Origin of the sequence: Gemmata palustris, assembly GCF_017939745.1 — a bacterium.
GTDB classification, from domain to species: domain Bacteria; phylum Planctomycetota; class Planctomycetia; order Gemmatales; family Gemmataceae; genus Gemmata; species Gemmata palustris.
Genome location: NZ_JAGKQQ010000001.1, coordinates 7,255,905 through 7,273,040, shown reverse-complemented (window position 1 = coordinate 7,273,040; position 17,136 = coordinate 7,255,905). Strand labels below are relative to the sequence as shown.

Below are 17,136 nucleotides of genomic sequence, written 5' to 3'. Positions count from 1 at the left end.
TACAAACTCTGACAGAACTCCGAACCCGGTTGGGAGCGGGTTGAATCAGGGGACGGGCAGAGTTTGATACGGCCCGAACATCTTCGTCTGAGGGCAAGCCCTAACCAAGTCGTAAATGCCCGCATCCGGGCCGAGAAGCCACTAACAGCATTCCCTGCACAGAGCAGGCTTGTTTCTCCGAGCTGCTCCTTCAGGTATCTTCACGCCAGAGAGTTTGTGTCCTTACAGCAGTTGCCGCACTGCGCACCTGGGCGCACGGCATGTCGTCGGTTATGCTCCCTTCTCATACCTTAAGGGGGAGCGTTCGCTTTCCCAAGAATGGCGAGCCGCTAACAGAGCATAGTGCCTAATGACTTCCGCCCTTTCTCTCTCAACGGGCAACGTTGTCCGCGGTCCCACACTACCTGAGCCGGTAGAGGTGCTGACCGTCATCCCAATGGGGGACGCGGTCAAACTCATTGGGCGCGGTTTACGCACCGGACTCACTTACGATCCGATCCTCAACCCCGCCCAGCTCGCCCAGCTGACCATTTCCTCCGGGCAAGAGCCGCTCGACGGTGACGCGCGGCTGTTCCGACTCGGTGTTGAGGCCCAGCGGCTCGGGCTGGCATACGAGTACGACCCGTTCTTCGCGCTCTCTATTGCTCGTGTAGACCCGCTCCCGCATCAGCTCGAAGCCGTTTACAATTACTTCCTCCGTCTGCCACGCATCCGTTTTCTGCTCGCCGACGACCCCGGCGCCGGAAAGACCATCATGGCCGGGTTGCTCCTCAAGGAGCTGAAGGCGCGCGGTTTAGTCAAGCGGGTTCTCATCGTCACCCCAGCCAATCTTACATTTCAGTGGCAACGCGAACTATCTGACAAATTCCGTGAGAAGTTCGAGGTTGTTCGCGGGGACGTACTGCGCGCCAACTACGGGCAGAATCCGTGGCAGGACAAGGACCAGGTCATTACGTCCGTGTCGTGGGTATCAGTGATTGAGGACGCACGGGAGAGCCTGCTCCGGTCGCGGTGGGATCTGGTGATCGTGGACGAGGCGCACAAAATGAGCGCACCGGCCGACGACCGCAAGACCTATGCCTACCGACTCGGTGAAGCGCTCTCCAAGATGACCGACCATTTTCTCTTGATGACCGCGACTCCACACAAGGGGGACCAGGACCACTTCCGGCGGTTCCTCGCACTTCTCGACGCCGACGTGTACGGCAGCATTCAAAGCCTCCAGCATGCGATGCGCGAGCACGATGCCCCGTTCTACCTTCGACGCACCAAGGAGGCGCTGGTCACGTTCCCGCACCCCGAGACGGGCGAGGTCCGGAAACTGTTCACCAAGCGGGAAGTGCGCACCGCCGCGTTCGATCTGGACGGCGACGAACTCGCCTTTTACGACGAGCTGACCCGATACGTCGAGGAACAGTCCACGGCCGCCGCGGGCGAGGAGACGGCCCGTGGGCGGGCGATCGGGTTCACGATGGCCCTGCTCCAGCGCCGCATGGCCTCGTCCGTGTACGCGGTGCGGCGGAGCTTAGAGCGGATGCGGGAGCGGCGCGAGAATATCCTCGAAGACCCGGAAGCCCATCGCCGCGGGCAGATCGAACAGCGCATACCCGACGACTTCGACGACCTCACCGACGAGGAGCAGGCCCGAATCATCTCGCGGCTCGAGGGCGAGGTGCTGTCCGCCGATCCCACAGTGCTGCGCCAGGAAATCGCGCAGCTATCGCGCCTCATTGACCAAGCGCAGTGCCTCGAATCGCGCGAAACGCAGTCGAAACTGAGCAAGCTCCGCTCGGTGCTGACCGAGCACCGACTGTTCGCCGACCCGAAGATGCGGCTGCTCGTGTTCACCGAACACAAGGACACCCTCGATTATCTCGTCGGCGATGGGCGCGACGGGCGCCCTCTCGGCAAGTTGCGCCAGTGGGGGCTGAGCGTCACCCAGATCCACGGCGGGATGAAGATTGGCGACCGTGACACCGTCGGCACGCGGATCTACGCCGAGCGTGAGTTCAAGGAGTCGGCCCAGGTGCTGGTCGCGACCGAGGCCGCGGGCGAAGGCATCAACCTACAGTTCTGCTGGCTGATGATCAACTTCGACATCCCGTGGAACCCGGTGCGGCTCGAACAGCGCGTGGGACGCATCCACCGGTACGGACAGGAAAAGGACTGCCTCGTGTTCAACTTCGTCGCGCAGAACACGCGCGAGGGCCGGGTGCTGCACAAGCTGCTCGACCGGCTCCGCGAAATTCGGCGCGAACTCGGCACCGATCAGGTGTTCGACGTGGTCGGCGAGGTGTTCCCTTCGACGCTCCTGGAGAAGCTGTTCCGCGACATGTACGCACGGCTCACGGACGAGCACAAGATCCAGGACCGGATCGTGAAGGACGTCAGCCCGGACCGGTTTCGGGCCATCACCGAGAGCGCGCTGGAGGGGCTGGCGAAGCGGGAACTGAATCTCTCCGCGGTGGTCGGCAAGAGCGCGGAAGCCAAGGAACGGCGGCTGGTGCCCGAGGTGATCGAGCAGTTCTTCATTGCGGCCGCGCCGGAATCCGGGGTGCAGCCGAGAATCACGGCGCCGAACAGCCGCGTGTATCGGATCGGGAAGACGCCCCGCAACCTGTTCGCGATCGGCGATGCCCAGGAGCCAAAGTTTGGTAAGCTCGGGCGCGAGTACGGCAAGGTAGCATTTGACAAGGCCGTGCTGCCGTCGGACCCGGCCGCGGAGTGGGTCACCCCCGGCCACCCGCTGTTTGAAGCGGTGCGGACCGACATCTTGGCGCGTGTCGAGGACCACCTGCGTCGCGGGGCCGTGTTCTTCGACTTGCACCGTGACCGCCCGGCCGTGCTGGATGTCTTCGCGGCGTCCGTCAAGGACGGGCGCGGGTTCACATTGCACCGCCGGCTGTTCGCGGTCGAAACGTTGGCCGGCGGCATAATGGCACTGCACGAGCCGACGATCCTTCACGACGTAACTCCAAGCCCGAAGGGCACGACCGCACCGACCAACCTCGTGGTGCCGGAGCGCCAACAGGTCGAACGGTTCCTGTACGAGCACGCTCTGAAGCCGTGGGCGGCCGGCGCGGCGGATGCTCGGGCACGCGAGGTCGGGCGCGTCGAGCAGCACGTCGAAATCAGCCTAAACGCACTCATCGACCGCCAGCAGCATCAGCTCGGGGAGTTCCTCAATCGGCAGATCGAGGGACAAACGGTCCAGGGTCTCGACGGGTTAATCGCTCAGGCAGAACTTCATCTGGACGAGTTAAACACGCGGCGCGACACGCGGAAACGCGAATTGGAACTGGAACGACACTGCACGATCGCAGATATTACCCACATCGGCCGAGCTGCGCTCCTGCCGCACCCCGACCGCGCCAGTCCACAATTGGCGCCGATGGTCCGTGACGACGAGATCGAGAAGATCGCGGTGGCCGAAGCGATTAAGCACGAACAGGCCCGCGGATGGGTGGTCGAGAGCGTTGAGAGCGAGAACCGCGGGTTCGATTTGATCAGCCGGCGGCCGCACCCACACGACCCGCTGACCTTCCTCGAGGTGCGGTTCATCGAGGTGAAGGGCCGCGCGGGTGTGGGCGTGGTGGCGCTGAGCGAGAACGAATACCGCACCGCCCAGCGGCTCAAGGGCGACTACTGGTTGTACGCGGTGTTCAACTGCGCCGCGACGCCCGAGCTGCACGCGATCAACGACCCGGCTCGGCTCGGGTGGAAGCCGGTGATGACCGTCGAACACTACCAGATCGGGCCGCAAGAATTGGTCGGTCGGAAAGGAACATGAACAAGCGCCTTCACGAGCTGCGGGACCCGATCCACACGTTTATTCGCCTGGACACCGATGAGCGCCAGGTGCTCGACTCGCGCCCCGTTCAGCGGCTCCGATACATCCACCAGCTCGCCCTGACGTACTTGATCTACCCCGGCGCCACGCACAAGCGGTTCGAGCACTCACTCGGCGTCATGGAGCTGGCGGGGCGGGTGTACGACATCGTCACCAACCCGGCCAATCTGGTGTCCGAGGCCGCCCGCGATCTCGTCCCGACGTTCGGTTCGTTCGACCACCAGCGCTGGCGGCGGGTCGTGCGCATGGCCGCCCTCTGCCACGACATCGGTCACCTGCCGTTCTCGCACGCCGGAGAAGAGTTACTCCCGGACAAAAAGAAGCATGAGCACCTCACGATCGCGCTCGTCGAGAGTAAGCTCATGCGTCCACTGTGGGACGCATTGAACATCAAGCCCGCCGACGTCGCGCGCCTGGGCGTCGGGCCGGGCAAGTACCCGAGCCCCGCATTTTCCGACTGGGAAGCGATCCTCAGCGAGATCATCACCGGCGACGCCTTCGGCGCGGACCGCATTGACTACCTGCTCCGCGACGGCTACCACGCCGGCGTCGCCTACGGGCAGTTCGACCACAATCGCTTGATCGACAACCTGCGCATCTTGCCCAAAACCGCCGACCGGGATGCCGAACTCACCCTCGGCATTGATTCCGGCGGGTTGCACGCGACCGAAGCCCTGCTCCTGGCACGGTACTTCATGTACACCCAGGTCTACTTCCACCCGGTGCGGAGGGTCTACGACCACCACCTCGTCTCGTTCTTCAAGGCCGGACTACCGAACGGGCAATTTTCACTCGATCTGGAGCAGCACCTCCAGATGACCGATAACGAACTCACAGCCGAACTGTTCGCCGCCGCCCGGACCCCAGCGCACGCTGGCTGTGTGCCCGCCCGGTTGATCGCCGAGCGCGAACACTTCCGGCTGGTGTACCAGCGGAACCCCGAAGACCTGGCAAAGAACGTCAATGCGGCCGCGGTCTTCGCCGAGGAACTGGCATCGCGTTTTTCATCAACCTCCGTACACTATGCCCGTTACCGAGAGCGGAACCGTGCCATCGACTTTCCGGTCTGGACAAGGGGCGGGGTTTGTTCGGCTCTGGCACTCTCGGAAATCCTGAACCGTCTTCCGGTCGCGGGATTCGACTACATCTTCGTTGCCCAGGACAAGAAGCTGGAAGCCGAGCGGTGGCTCCGAGATAATCGCGAGCGCATGCTCTCGCCCGAGGTGGGAACCGAAACATGACCGAGATTCAAAAAGATGCCGTACTCCTGTCACTGCTTCACGCGCTTAAAGAGCGGGGGAGCTGGTGCGGAGAGACCCACGTCCAGAAGGCGACGTTCATCTTCCAAGAAATGCTCGGCGTGCCCCTCGGGTTCAACTTCGTTCTGTACAAGCACGGCCCTTACTCTTTCGACCTCAAGAACGAACTGACGGCCCAGCTCGCCGATGGCCTGCTCGCCGTTGTGCCCCGCCCACCCTACGGCCCGGGCCTCCACCTCGGCGGCAACAGCGAGACGTTCCTCCGCCAGTACCCGAAAACGCGGGCGGCGTACCGCCCGCAGACCGAGTTCGTCGCTGCTCAGCTCGGGTCCAAGGGGATCGCCGAACTCGAGCGGCTGGCCACGGCCGTGTTCCTAACCCTCCGCGAGCCGGACCGCAAGACGTCCGCCGACCGGGCCGCCCGGTTGCATGAACTCAAGCCCCACATCCCGCTCGACGCCGCCCACACCGCCGTCGCCGAGGCCGACGCGCTGATCGCGGCGGCGCGGGCGGTGGCCCCCAGCCCGACAACCGACGTATGCACTACCCCAAGCGCCTGATCGAAGTTGACCTCCCCATCGCCCGCATCTCGGCGCACGCACGGCGCGAGAAGTCGATCCGGCACGGGCACATCTCCACGCTCCATATCTGGTGGGCGCGCCGGCCACTCGCAGCGTGTCGAGCGGTCATTTGCGCCTCGCTCTGGCCCGATCCAGCCGACCCGCTCTGCCCACAGGTGTTCCGCGACGCGGCGGCCCAGCACATCCTCGCGTTCGCGCAACGAGTATACCCCAAAGGCATCACCAGCGAGAAGGAGCAGTTACAGAAGTCGGCGTCGGAAGCGAGCCTGACCCGGTGGGAAGTCATGGCGAAGGCCGGGAAGCCGCTCGACGCGACCGACCCCGACGCCCTCAACGTGCTCCGGTTCGCGCTGCTCGACTTCATCGCCGATTTCGCCAACTGGGACAACTCCACGGTCCCCGCGTACCTCGAAACGTCACGCGCGCTCACCCAGGCGGCCCACGAGGCGCTCGGCGGTGAGAAGGGCACACGTCCGCTCGTCGCCGATCCGTTCGCGGGCGGCGGAAGCATCCCGCTGGAGGCGCTGCGGGTCGGCGCGGACGCCTTCGCCAGCGACCTCAACCCGGTCGCGGTGCTGCTGAACAAGGTCGTGTTGGAATACATCCCGAAGTACGGGCAGAAGCTCGCCGACGAGGTCCGCAAGTGGGGCGCGTGGGTGAAGGAGCAGGCTGAGAAGGAACTCGCCGAGTTCTACCCGAAGGACGAGGACGGTGCGACGCCGATCGCGTACCTGTGGGCGCGAACGGTGACGTGCGATTCGGCCCTCGGTGGATGCGGGGCGGAAGTGCCTCTCATACGGTCGCTGTGGCTGGCGAAGAAGGGCGAGCGGTCGGTCGCGCTGAAGATCGTGCCGAACAAGGAAGCCAAGCTGATCGAGTTCGAAATCATCACGAAAGCGACACCGAAGGACGTCGGGAACGGTATCGCACAACGTGGGTCGGCTACCTGTCCCTGCTGCGGGTTCACCACGCCCGTGAAGTCGGTACGGGTCCAGTTGAAGCAGCGGCGTGGTGGTGCTGCTGACGCTCGGCTATTTTGCGTTGTGACGACGAAGCCCGACGTTCAAGGTCGTTTCTACCGTTTGCCAACGGAGCGCGATCTTGAAGTCGTGCGGAAAGCGTCCATCGAATTGGAGAGGCGCAAGAGCGAACATACTGGGGTACTGAGCCTTGTACCAGACGAAAAATTTACGGGGATTGAGCCGCGTAGAATCCCACTTCCTCAGTACGGCATTAATGGCTTTGCTGAAATATTCACACCTCGTCAAGCGCTCACGCTGACGACACTTGCACGTTATGTCGCACAACTTCGCGCCGAATTTTCCGACCGGTTGGAATCACGATTCGCAAGGGCCGTCCAAACGCTTCTAGCATTTGCAGTTGATCGACAGGCCGATTATCTTACATCTCTTACCGTATGGTCAACATCTGGCGAATTCATTGCTCACACATTCGGCCGACAGGCCCTCCCGATTGTTTGGGAATGGCCCGAATGCCAACCTTTCGCTGATGGTTCGGGGAATTTTGAAGGGGCGCTAAACTGGGTTCGCCTCGTCGTTGAATACAACTCTGTTGAGCAGGTGTCCACTGGGACCGTTAACTGCAATTCGGCGACCGAACACCCACTCGCGGACGATTCAGTTCATGCGATGATTACAGATCCGCCGTATTACTACTCCATTCCGTACAGTGATTTATCGGACTTTTTCTATGTTTGGCTTCGCAGGATGCTGGCAGTAAGTGATCACCCAGAGCTATCTGAAAGGCTCACTCCCAAATCACTAGAAATCGTTCAAAATCTACCTCATTCAGAAGTTGCGCACTTGCAGAAGGATCGCAATTTTTATGAAACAAATATGGAGCTTGCCCTTCGCGAATGTATGCGGATAACCGCAAACGATGCAATCGGCCTTGTTGTTTTCGCCCATAGCGAAACCGACGCTTGGGAATCCCTACTCAACGCACTTCTTCGCGCCGGCTGGCAGGTAACCGCGTCGTGGCCAATCGATACGGAACGCGCGGCCCGGGTTCTTGCGGTCCGGCAGAGTACGCTTGCCTCTTCCGTGCATCTGGTTTGCCGCCCGCGCATGAAAGACGAAGCTGGCGACTGGCGGGACGTGCTTTCCGAGTTACCGAAGCGAATACACGAGTGGATGCCCCGTCTAGTGAGCGAGGGCGTGGTCGGGGCGGATGCGATCTTCGCGTGCCTCGGCCCGGCGCTGGAGATCTTCTCCCGCTATTCGCGCGTCGAGAAGTCCAACGGCGACCCGGTTCCGCTCAAGGAGTACCTCGAACACGTCTGGGCCGCGGTCTCGAATGAGGCCATATCGACCATCTTCCGCGACGCAGACACTTCGGGCCTTGAACCAGACGCCCGGCTCACCGCCGTTTGGCTGTGGACGATCGGCGGCGGCGCGAAGCCGACCCCCGAGAAGGCCGACGAAGAAGACGTGGACGAAGCCGACGAGGATGCGCCGAATGCCGTGAAGGTCAACGGGTTCAGCCTGGAGTTCGACGCCGCCCGCAAGATCGCGCAGGGGCTCGGCATCCACCTGGAGAAGAGCGACACGATCGTCGAGGTAAAGGGCGAGAAGGCCCGGCTGTTGTCCGTCGCCGAACGCACCCAGCACCTGTTCGGCAAAAATACGAAAGAAACCGAGGCCAAGCCCGCCAAAAAGAAGAAGCAGGTGACCGGCCCGATCCCCGGCATGGAAGAAGCCGAGACGTCCGCAGGAACTACAAAGACGACCGTCGTCGACCTGAAGGCCCCGCCGCCCGGGACGACCGTACTTGACCGCGTACACCAAGCGATGATCATGTTCGGCGCCCAACGCGGCGAGTTACTTAAGCGGTTCCTGGTGGACGACGGCGTCGGCACGAATGCGAACTTCTGGAAGCTCGCGCAGGCGCTCTCCTCGTTGTACCCGCCGGGCACCGACGAGCGCCGGTGGGTCGAGGGCGTGCTCACTCGCAAGAAGAGCCTGGGGCTGTAGCGCCGATGGCCGAGCAGTTCCAACCCTGGAAGGATGCGTTTCTGCAGCACCTGCAGAAGCCGTCCGTCGCCGCGCCGCTAAAGGACGCCGCCACGTCCGGTCACCTCATGGACTGGACCGCGTGTTTAACTGGCGCCGTAGTGAGGTCGTGCGAGGCCCTCGGTTGGCACGCCGCGGGCAAGGGGCACCCGCTCGACCTGCTCCCGCAGATGGGCCAGGAGTACCTGGGTATCGATGCGATGGCGTTCGTGAGTGCGTCGGCGGGGCGCTGGCCGTTCCCGCTCGCGGCATTCGAGTTGGAGAACAGCAAGGCCGACGATCGTGTCGCGTACTCGCTGTGGAAGGTACTCTGCCTGCGGGCACGGTTCCGGGTCGTGTTCGCATACCGCCCGGACTGGGAGCAGGGCCGGAAACTCGTCCACGACGTCTGCGCCGACGTGATCGGAACCATTCCGCCCGACCAGCGTGCCGCGCTCAAGGGCGAAACTGTGGTCGCCGTCGGTAACCGCGGGGAGGGCGCGACCTTCCCGGACGGGTACTTCAAGTTCTGGATGCTGGACACTAATCTTGGCCGCTTCCATAAGGTGTGAAGCGCCCTCGCCCCGGTGAACTCTTATGGCGAAACTGAAACCTTGGTATGACGTGGTCGAGTTGCGCGAGGACCTGCGGGAGAACCGCCCGCTGGACGCCTCGGAGTTCGCCGTCCACCTCGACCAGATCCGCGACGGCCGGGCGGGCAAGGATTACACGGACCCGCAACGGTTCTTCGACCGTACCTACGTGACGGGCAGCCTTCTCGATCTGGCGTCACAAGTAGCCCGCCGACTGTCGGGCCTCCAGGTCGAGACGTCGGCCGTGTTCAACATGTCCACGCAGTTCGGTGGCGGCAAATCCCACTCCCTCACCGCACTGTATCACCTCGCCAAGAATGGGGCGAAGGCGAACAAGTGGAAGGGCGTAGATAGCATCACCGCAACCGCCAACATCAAGAGCGTACCCGAAGCTGCAGTCGCGGTGTTTATGGGCAAAGAGTTCGACTCGCTCAACGGCCGCGGTGGCGAAGGAGAACCGCGGCGGTTCACCCCGTGGGGCGAGATCGCGTGGCAGCTCGGCGGCGCGAAGTCGTTCGCGGTGGTCGAGAAGCACGAGAAGGAGTTTATCGAGCCGAAGGGGGACGCGATCCGAGCCATGCTCCCAAAGGACCGGCCGGCCCTCATCCTGATGGACGAGATCATCAGCTACGCGAGCACGTACCGGGCGAAGGGGTACGGCGACCGGCTGTACAACTTCCTCGACTGCCTGGCGGAGACGGCGCGGGGCGAGAAGAACGTGGCGGTGGTGGTGTCGATCCCCGCGTCGGACCTGGAGTACACGCCCGCGGACGCGGCCGACGAGGCGCGGTTCAAGAAGATGCTCGACCGCCTGGGCAAGGCGATCATGATGTCGGCCGACACCGAGATCGGCGAGATCATTCGCCGCCGGCTGTTCGAGTCCTCGGGCTCGCAGGACGAGGCGCGAAAGACGGCCGCGGCGTACACCGAGTGGGCGATCGAGCACGCGCAAGAGCTGGCTGGTATCGACCCGGAAACGGTCCAGAGCCGGTTCCTCGCCGCGTACCCGTTCCACCCGTCGGTGCTGTCGGTGTTCGAGCGCAAGTGGGCCAGCCTACCGCGGTTCCAGCGTACCCGCGGCGTACTGCGCCTGCTGGCGCTGTGGGTGGCGCACAACCACCAGGACGAGCACCGCAAGGCGACCCGCGAACCGCTCATCACGCTGGGCCTGGCGCCGCTCAATAACCCGGTCTTCCGGGCGGCGCTGTTCGAGCAGCTCGGCAGCGACGCGCTCGAGGTACCGGTGGCGACCGACATCATCGGCAAGAGCGACGCGCACGCCCTGCGACTGGACAAGGAGGCCGACGACGGAGTGAAGAAGGCTCAGTTGCACCGGAAGGTGGCGACGACCATCTTCTTCGAGTCCAACGGCGGGATGAGCCAGGGGAAGGCGGACGCGTCGGTACCGGAGATCCGAACCGCCGCGTTCGGCCCGGACGCGAACTTGGCCGACTTGGAGGGCGTGCTCGAAGGGCTGACCGCCACCTGCTACTACCTGAACTCGGACAAGAACCGGTTCCGGTTCGGGCTGACCCCGAACCTGAACCAAATCCTCGTGAGCCGCCGCGGCGCGGTGCAGCCGAAGAGCGTGGACGAGCGCGTCCGACAGCAGACGCAGAAGCTGTTCGACAAGCAGACCGGGGAATCATCGAAGTATGTGGACCGGAAGTACTGGCCGGCGCGGACCAACGACGTGCCCAACCGGGCGGCGCTGACGTTAGTCGTAATGGGCCTCGAAACAAACGCGAGCGACAAGAAAACAATGGACCTGATGGAGGCAATTGTTCGGGACTGCGGATCGAGTGGGCGGACCTTCAAATCGGCGCTCCTATTCGCTGCACCGGACACGGCCGATAACGTCCGCACGACGGTTCGGGACGCGCTCGCGTGGGAGGACATCGACGATGACGAGGACACCAAGAAGCGGTTGGACGACGCGCAGCGGAAGCTGCTTCAGCGGAACTTGGACAACGCTAGGCGGGCGGCAGACGAGACTCTATTCCGCGCTTACCGGCACGTCTTCCTGTTGGGCAAAGACAACGCGCTACGGGGCCTCGACCTCGGGCAGATCACGTCCAGTTCGGCCGGGAGCATCACCGAACTGATCCTCTGGGAACTGGAAAAGAATGACGAGATCACGGCCACGGTCGGGCCGGCCCGTCTGGTCAAGTTCTGGCCTTCGTCGCTCACCGAGTGGCCGACGAAGGGCGCCAGAGACGCATTCTACTCGTCCCCGCAGTTGCCTCGGCTGCTCAACCCCGATGCAATCAAGCGGACCATCGCGGACGGGGTGACGAGAGGCGACCTCGGGTACGCGACGAAGAATGCCGACGGCCGGCTGAAACTCCAACGCTTCCAAGAGAGCATGCTGGAAGCGGAAGTCGAAATTTCGGACGACGTGTTCATCTTAAAAGCTACAGACGCGGTGAAGCTGAAAGAGCCGCCACAGTTGGCGAGCCTGAGTGTTCGGCCGGAACACTCTCGGATCAAGGCGGGCGAGCAAGTGGCATTCACCTGTTCCGCCCAAGACCAGTACGGTCAGCCGCACCCGCTTGCGCTTGTCATGTGGTCGGCGACGGGCGGCTCGATCACTTCCGAAGGTGTCTTTACAGCCGGGGCCGTGAGTGGGCTGCACGCCGTCCGCGCGGAGGCAAACGGGCAACAGGCAAGCGTTGAAGTTCGCGTGGAGGCTCCCCAACAGAAACCCGAGACGAGTAACGGGGAAGAAACGGTCGAGGAACTTCCCGCCAAGCTAAAAATCCGTTGGCGCGGACCCGTCCCGACTCAGAAGTGGATGAACTTCTACACCAAGGTGCTCACCCGCTTCGCTGGCTCTTCGGAGCTGAAACTCGAGGTATCGTTCGAGGCCACCGTGGACCGCGAGCAAGCGCAGTCGAAGGCCGACGACACCCGCACCGGGCTCAAGGAACTCGGGCTCGATGACAACGTTTCAGTCACCTGAGCCGAACCCGGTGATCGGATAGGTGTCCATTCGGGAAGCGACCGCAGACGTCTCTTAACGCCCAGAGGAGCACGATGCTGCTCGACACCTTACGTAACCCGGTCACGAGTATTCCGTATGCCGCGCTGCTGGCACTCAAGCAGCAGTCGCCCGGCTTGTACCTGCTGGAGACCGCGGACTCCGATTTCGACTGGCCGCAACGATGGCGTGGGTGGACAAGCGAGAAGTGTCAATGGATGAGGTGATGGCGGCTCACCTCGTTGGCCTCCGCGAGCAAATGGTCAGCGCCAAGCCCCAGGGAGAATCGCTCAGCAACAACGGTATTGTTTGCCGGCCCGAGCTGTCACCAATCTCATCTTAGGGCTGACCGTGTCTGGCTCCGAAACGGTTCACTGCAACCGGCTGCAACGGCCGGACGGTAACGTGCGTGGCGCAGGGCCGAGGACGACTGAGGCTCTACGCCACAACTACGCCATAACCTGTCGGAGTACTCCAATTCCATGCGTTTTCACGCAGTGGGTGTCGTGACTTGCAAACCTAAGCAAATAGTGTAAAACTCAATATCCCTGATGATTTCGGCGTTTTCGATAGGGTCAGTCTCTCGGCTCATAACACCTTGGAAGTGGGTTCGACTCCCACCGGACCCACTCATTCGTAAATCCTTTGCCGAACGCCATTTCCAGCGTACCTGTCCGACGTCGGATCGTGCGGCCCGCAACCCAGGCTCCTCCGGGCCATACGGAGCGTCCCGGAAAGGTCGCACCACGTGCCCCGTCAGCCCTACGTTCCGAAACACCGAGTTCGGCCCGAAGCGGCTCTCTGAGCTAGGAATCCGTCCCGGAACCGTCCCCGCTTCCGGTCGAACCGAGGTATGAACCCCTCGCCCCGGCCGAAGGCGCGTTCGTGAACGAGTAACCGGGAGATCACGCACGAAAGCTAGCGCGGTGGCAACTGGGGCCGCTCATAAGGAAGCACCGCCAACAGAAGAGAAGTAGGGCGGCGACGCCACCGAAGAGCGGGATCGCCGCGGTGGGGGCGCGAGACGAGAGGAACGGTCGAAAACTCGCCGCCCCGGAATCGTCACTCGTCGGGCTCGATCTCGGTACAAGCGATGACCTTGGCGTCATCGTTGAAGTACACGAGCACTTCCGTCCCGTCGGTGTCGCGCCCGACGTACATTCCGCCCTTGTCCTTCTTGAAATCGACCCGGGCCGCGCGGGTGAACGCCTGGCCCCGTTTGACCGACGGGCTCAGGTCCGCCTTGGGATGTTTGGTCCATAACTCCGCCACTGCCTCCGCGAACGTCATCGTCTCGGACCTCCATTCTGCCGAAGAAGAAAGAAGATTAGGAACGAGAGCGGGGGCCGTCAACCTCGATGGCCGCGGACTTTTCTCCGGCCTCCCCCACGCCCCGCCTCCACGAGAGCAGGTCATCTTCTGTGACGACAAGATCGTGTCGCAGGCCCGGGAGGGGACTGGGACCGGGTGGCAGAGTGGCTTCGCAAGTGCGTGGACGAAGCCGTCGCTCCGCGCATTGATCCGGTGCTTGTTGAGGCCGAGGTGAGCGCCGGCCGAACTTGGAGCGCGTAACACTCGGGGTGATTACTAACGAACCAAAAGCGGCAAATTCCAGAATTGCCGCGCCGTCCGATCCCCCCCCCGGTAATGCGCTCCAGCAAAAGACTTATCTGCGAACCAATTATCGAGGGCGGCCGCGAGCCATATTGGGCGTCGCGGCTTCACCGTCGCGTGCAGGTCCACCGTACACAGCGCAACTACTCGACCTTCCCACAATCGCTGATGGTGACCTTGGCCGACGTCTTCCCGCTCCGCGAACCAACGGCTTCAATCTTCTTGACCACGTCGTAACCCTTCACGACCTGTCCGAACACGACGTGCTTGCCGTCGAGGTGTGGCGTTGCGGCGGTGCAGAGGAAGAACTGAGAGCCGTTCGTGTTCGGTCCCGCATTCGCCATCGAAAGGGTACCGGGGCCGAAGTGCTTGCCGGCCTTGCCCTTGAAGGTTTCGTCGTCGAACTTTCCGCCGTAGATCGACTCGCCGCCCGTGCCGTCCCCACGGGTGAAGTCACCCCCTTGACACATGAAATCCGGGATCACGCGGTGGAACGACGAGTCTTTGAAGGCCAGCACCTTCCCCGTCTTGCTCTTGGTGCCGACGCACAGTTGCAGGAAGTTCTCGGCGGTCTTGGGGCACGTGTCGGCGAACAGTTCCATCTCGATCCGCCCCGCCGCCTTGCCGTCGATGGTCATCTCGAAGAACACCTTGGGATTCTTGGGGTCCACGGCGTGGAAGGGCTTGTAATCGTCGGCTGCTGGCATCACTCGCTCGGGGGTTATGGGTTGACTGTTTTCGGCGTCCGGCCTGCTCATTGAGCACGCGGGCAGAACCGCAAGGCCGGCCAACAGAAAGACTCCGCGCAGGAGAATCACGGGTCGGTGAGTCATCACGGTCTCCATTGAAAAATCAGATGAGGAAATTAGCGGTTTGCAAGAGGGAATACAAGATCGCCGTTCCACCGCTCGGTCTGAAGGCGTTGAAATCATGGTGCGAGCGAACGGCGCGGCGTAAGTCCGCCGGTAGTTTTAGCCGCTACCGGCGGGCTTACGCCGCGCCGTTCACAAGGTTTCAACAGAGCAACCGCACGGTCTGAAGGCGCTGGCACAACTCCTCCTCCAATCCGAATGAAATTCATCACCACAAGCCTTTTCAAAATCTGATCTTGCGTCACTCATGCGGAGAAAATCGATCGCATTTGATATATCGAACTTGCCCTCAAAGGCCGATTTGCGATATATCTAAGTACGCACTCAGACTGCTTGCGAATGGCCTCTGACGAACCGTTCATAAGCGAGTGTTTAGGGCCGCGACTCGCGGTGCCCTTTCCCAAGATGGAGGTTTGCGAATGTTCGGCTATTTCAAACATGGACGCGGTGGCGGCGATCCCCGGATCCTGGCCACGATGGCGGCTCACTGCCGGGGACGGGGCGGGCGGCACTTCGGGCACCGGCACGGTCCGGACGGGCGCCCGGAACCGGATGCCGATGAGGGGTCGGACTTCACACTGTTCGAGGACGGAGGCAACGAGATGGGGCGTCACGGTCACGGCGGGCGCGGCCGGGAAGGTTGGGGGTTCGGTTGGGCCGGCGGGCACCGGGGGCGCGGCCCCGCCGGCCGCCCGCTCGAGCAAGGCGACCTGCGCTGGCTCACTCTGGATCTGATCGCGGCCCAGCCCCGGCACGGGTACGAGATCATCAAGGCCATCGCCGACGCGCTGAGCGGGCACTACACCCCGAGCCCCGGTGTCATCTACCCCACCCTCACCCTGCTGGAAGAGACCGGGCTGATCGCCAGTGAAGCACAGGGGCCGAAGAAGCTGTACCGGCTGACGGATGAGGGGAAAGCCGAGGTGGAGTCCCACGCGGCCGACATTCAGGCGGCCAAGGCCCGGCTCGCCGAGGCCAACACGCGGTTCGGCGGGGCACCGGCTCCCGAGTTGATGCGCGCCATGAGCAACTTGCGGGCCGCTCTCCAGGTCCGGCTCGGCAAGGGGCCGCTGACGACGGAGGCACTGAACGCTATCACCGCCGCACTCGACCGCGCCGCCGGCGAGATCGAGCGGAGCTGACGCTCCGCTGCGGACCCGGGGCCGGATGACATGCCCCACCCGGCTCCGTCCTCAACCGGAACCCGCCGAACAACCGGCTCCGTTCCGAAAGTGGACCAGGCAGAGCACGCACGGTTCGCGGCTTTAGCACCGGTCCGTCGGCTACTTGTCCTTCTTCGGGGCGTACCCCTTCCACACCCACTCGATGGCGTGCGGGAGGAACTGCGACTGGGCGTTGCCGATGCCGTGCCCCGCCCCCTGGCAGAACAGGTACTGGTACTCGTACCCCTTGTCCTTGAGCACCCTGGCCATGCGGTGGTTGGCCTCCACCCAGTCGTGCATGTCGTCGCGCATCACGTTGGGGTTGAGCAAATCTTTGTCGCCGACGGAGAGGAAGATACGGATGGGCTTCTTGGCGCTCTTGGGAACGAGCGCCTCGTGGAACCCCCAGGCGCCGTCGGGGAACTTGGGGTCGAACGGCCACGCCTGGTTCACGAACGTGCCCGACGTGGTCAGCACGCGGTGGTACAGGTCGGTGCGGAACCAGGCCATGATGAGCGCGGCCGAGCCCCCGGAACTGTTGCCCATCGCCGCGCGGCCGTCGGGGTCTTTGGTCAGCTTCACTTTGCAGGCCTTCTCCACGCGCGGCAACACTTCCGTTTCGATGTACTCGGCGTAGTCGCCGTTCATGTTGTCGTATTCTTTCCCGCGCTCGTGCCCCTGGGCGTCGCCCCCGCCGTTAGCGATGGAGATGACGACGAGGGGGGGAATGCGCTTCTGAGCGATCAGGTTGTCGAGGACGGTCCTCATGCCCAGCCCGGGGCCGTCGTGGACCACCATGAACGGCGCTTCGGTGCCTTCCTTGTATTGAGCGGGAATGTAAACTCCGACCTTGCGCTTGTAGTCGATGGCGTGCGTCTCGACGATCAGCGCCTTCGGGTTCTTCGGGTCGACCTTCCCGAACACCTTGCGGGCGATGCCGGGGTTGAACAGCTTGGTGTCCTTCGAGTCGATCTCGAACTGTTCGACCTTCCCCTCGGGAACGCCTTCGACCTTCTTGCGCTCCGGCGCGGGCACGTACTTCGGCCCGATGACGAAGTTGTCGTAGGCGTCGATCGGCGGGTTCTCGCCCTCCTTCAGCACCTTGAACGGCGGGGCACCCTTGTCGTCGTACTTGCGCACGGGCTGCGCGGTCGCCGAGCTGGAGCAGGCGAGAGTGGCAATTAAAACGGCCGTCCGCAGCTTGAACATGAGA

At 63.1% G+C, this 17,136-nt stretch carries 11 protein-coding genes; 8 read left to right on the top strand and 3 right to left on the bottom strand.

Features of this window, described 5'->3' with window-relative positions; translation table 11 throughout:
- Positions 1 to 349: 349 nt before the first annotated feature.
- The 7 genes from J8F10_RS30135 to J8F10_RS30105 all read left to right on the top strand — a co-directional run bounded on the left by J8F10_RS30135 (position 350) and on the right by J8F10_RS30105 (position 12,501).
- The gene (locus tag J8F10_RS30135) at positions 350 to 3,790 is read left to right on the top strand and encodes a helicase-related protein (protein WP_390891121.1); all 3,441 of its coding nucleotides are present in this window, start codon (positions 350 to 352) and stop codon (positions 3,788 to 3,790) included.
- On the top strand, positions 3,787 to 5,091 hold the full coding sequence (locus J8F10_RS30130; RefSeq protein WP_210660201.1) for an HD domain-containing protein: 1,305 nt from the start codon (positions 3,787 to 3,789) through the stop codon (positions 5,089 to 5,091). Before J8F10_RS30135 ends, J8F10_RS30130 begins: the two co-directional genes overlap by 4 nt.
- On the top strand, positions 5,088 to 5,669 hold the full coding sequence (locus J8F10_RS30125; RefSeq protein ID WP_210660200.1) for a hypothetical protein: 582 nt from the start codon (positions 5,088 to 5,090) through the stop codon (positions 5,667 to 5,669). The genes J8F10_RS30130 and J8F10_RS30125 overlap by 4 nt, the downstream gene beginning before the upstream one ends.
- On the top strand, positions 5,648 to 8,683 hold the full coding sequence (locus tag J8F10_RS30120) for a DUF1156 domain-containing protein (RefSeq protein ID WP_210660199.1): 3,036 nt from the start codon (positions 5,648 to 5,650) through the stop codon (positions 8,681 to 8,683). The genes J8F10_RS30125 and J8F10_RS30120 overlap by 22 nt, the downstream gene beginning before the upstream one ends.
- A 5-nt stretch (positions 8,684 to 8,688) precedes the next feature.
- A complete protein-coding gene (locus J8F10_RS30115; RefSeq protein ID WP_210660198.1) occupies positions 8,689 to 9,273 on the top strand; it encodes a hypothetical protein in 585 nt (194 codons plus the stop codon).
- A gap of 25 nt (positions 9,274 to 9,298) precedes the next feature.
- Positions 9,299 to 12,256 (top strand): ATP-binding protein, encoded by a 2,958-nt coding sequence (locus J8F10_RS30110; protein ID WP_210660196.1) that lies wholly within the window; start codon positions 9,299 to 9,301, stop codon positions 12,254 to 12,256.
- A gap of 74 nt (positions 12,257 to 12,330) precedes the next feature.
- Positions 12,331 to 12,501, top strand: a complete 171-nt coding sequence (locus J8F10_RS30105; protein WP_210660194.1) for a hypothetical protein — start codon at positions 12,331 to 12,333, stop codon at positions 12,499 to 12,501.
- Positions 12,502 to 13,336: 835 nt separating this feature from the next.
- Here the strand turns inward: J8F10_RS30105 and J8F10_RS30100 are convergent.
- Both J8F10_RS30100 and J8F10_RS30095 read right to left on the bottom strand, forming a co-directional pair.
- Positions 13,337 to 13,564 carry a hypothetical protein gene (locus J8F10_RS30100; RefSeq protein WP_210660192.1) on the bottom strand — a complete coding sequence of 76 codons (228 nt, stop codon included), beginning with the start codon at positions 13,562 to 13,564 and terminating at the stop codon, positions 13,337 to 13,339.
- 467 nt (positions 13,565 to 14,031) lie between these two features.
- The gene (locus J8F10_RS30095) at positions 14,032 to 14,595 is read right to left on the bottom strand and encodes a peptidylprolyl isomerase (RefSeq protein WP_246523660.1); all 564 of its coding nucleotides are present in this window, start codon (positions 14,593 to 14,595) and stop codon (positions 14,032 to 14,034) included.
- Positions 14,596 to 15,179: 584 nt separating this feature from the next.
- Here J8F10_RS30095 and J8F10_RS30090 point away from each other — a divergent pair.
- Positions 15,180 to 15,902: a PadR family transcriptional regulator gene (locus J8F10_RS30090; protein WP_210660188.1), complete on the top strand. Its 723-nt coding sequence runs from the start codon at positions 15,180 to 15,182 to the stop codon at positions 15,900 to 15,902.
- Positions 15,903 to 16,043: 141 nt separating this feature from the next.
- On the opposite strand, the gene J8F10_RS30085 is transcribed toward J8F10_RS30090, so the two are convergent.
- Positions 16,044 to 17,132, bottom strand: coding sequence for an alpha/beta hydrolase (locus tag J8F10_RS30085; RefSeq protein ID WP_210660187.1), 1,089 nt, complete (start codon positions 17,130 to 17,132; stop codon positions 16,044 to 16,046).
- Positions 17,133 to 17,136: the final 4 nt, after the last annotated feature.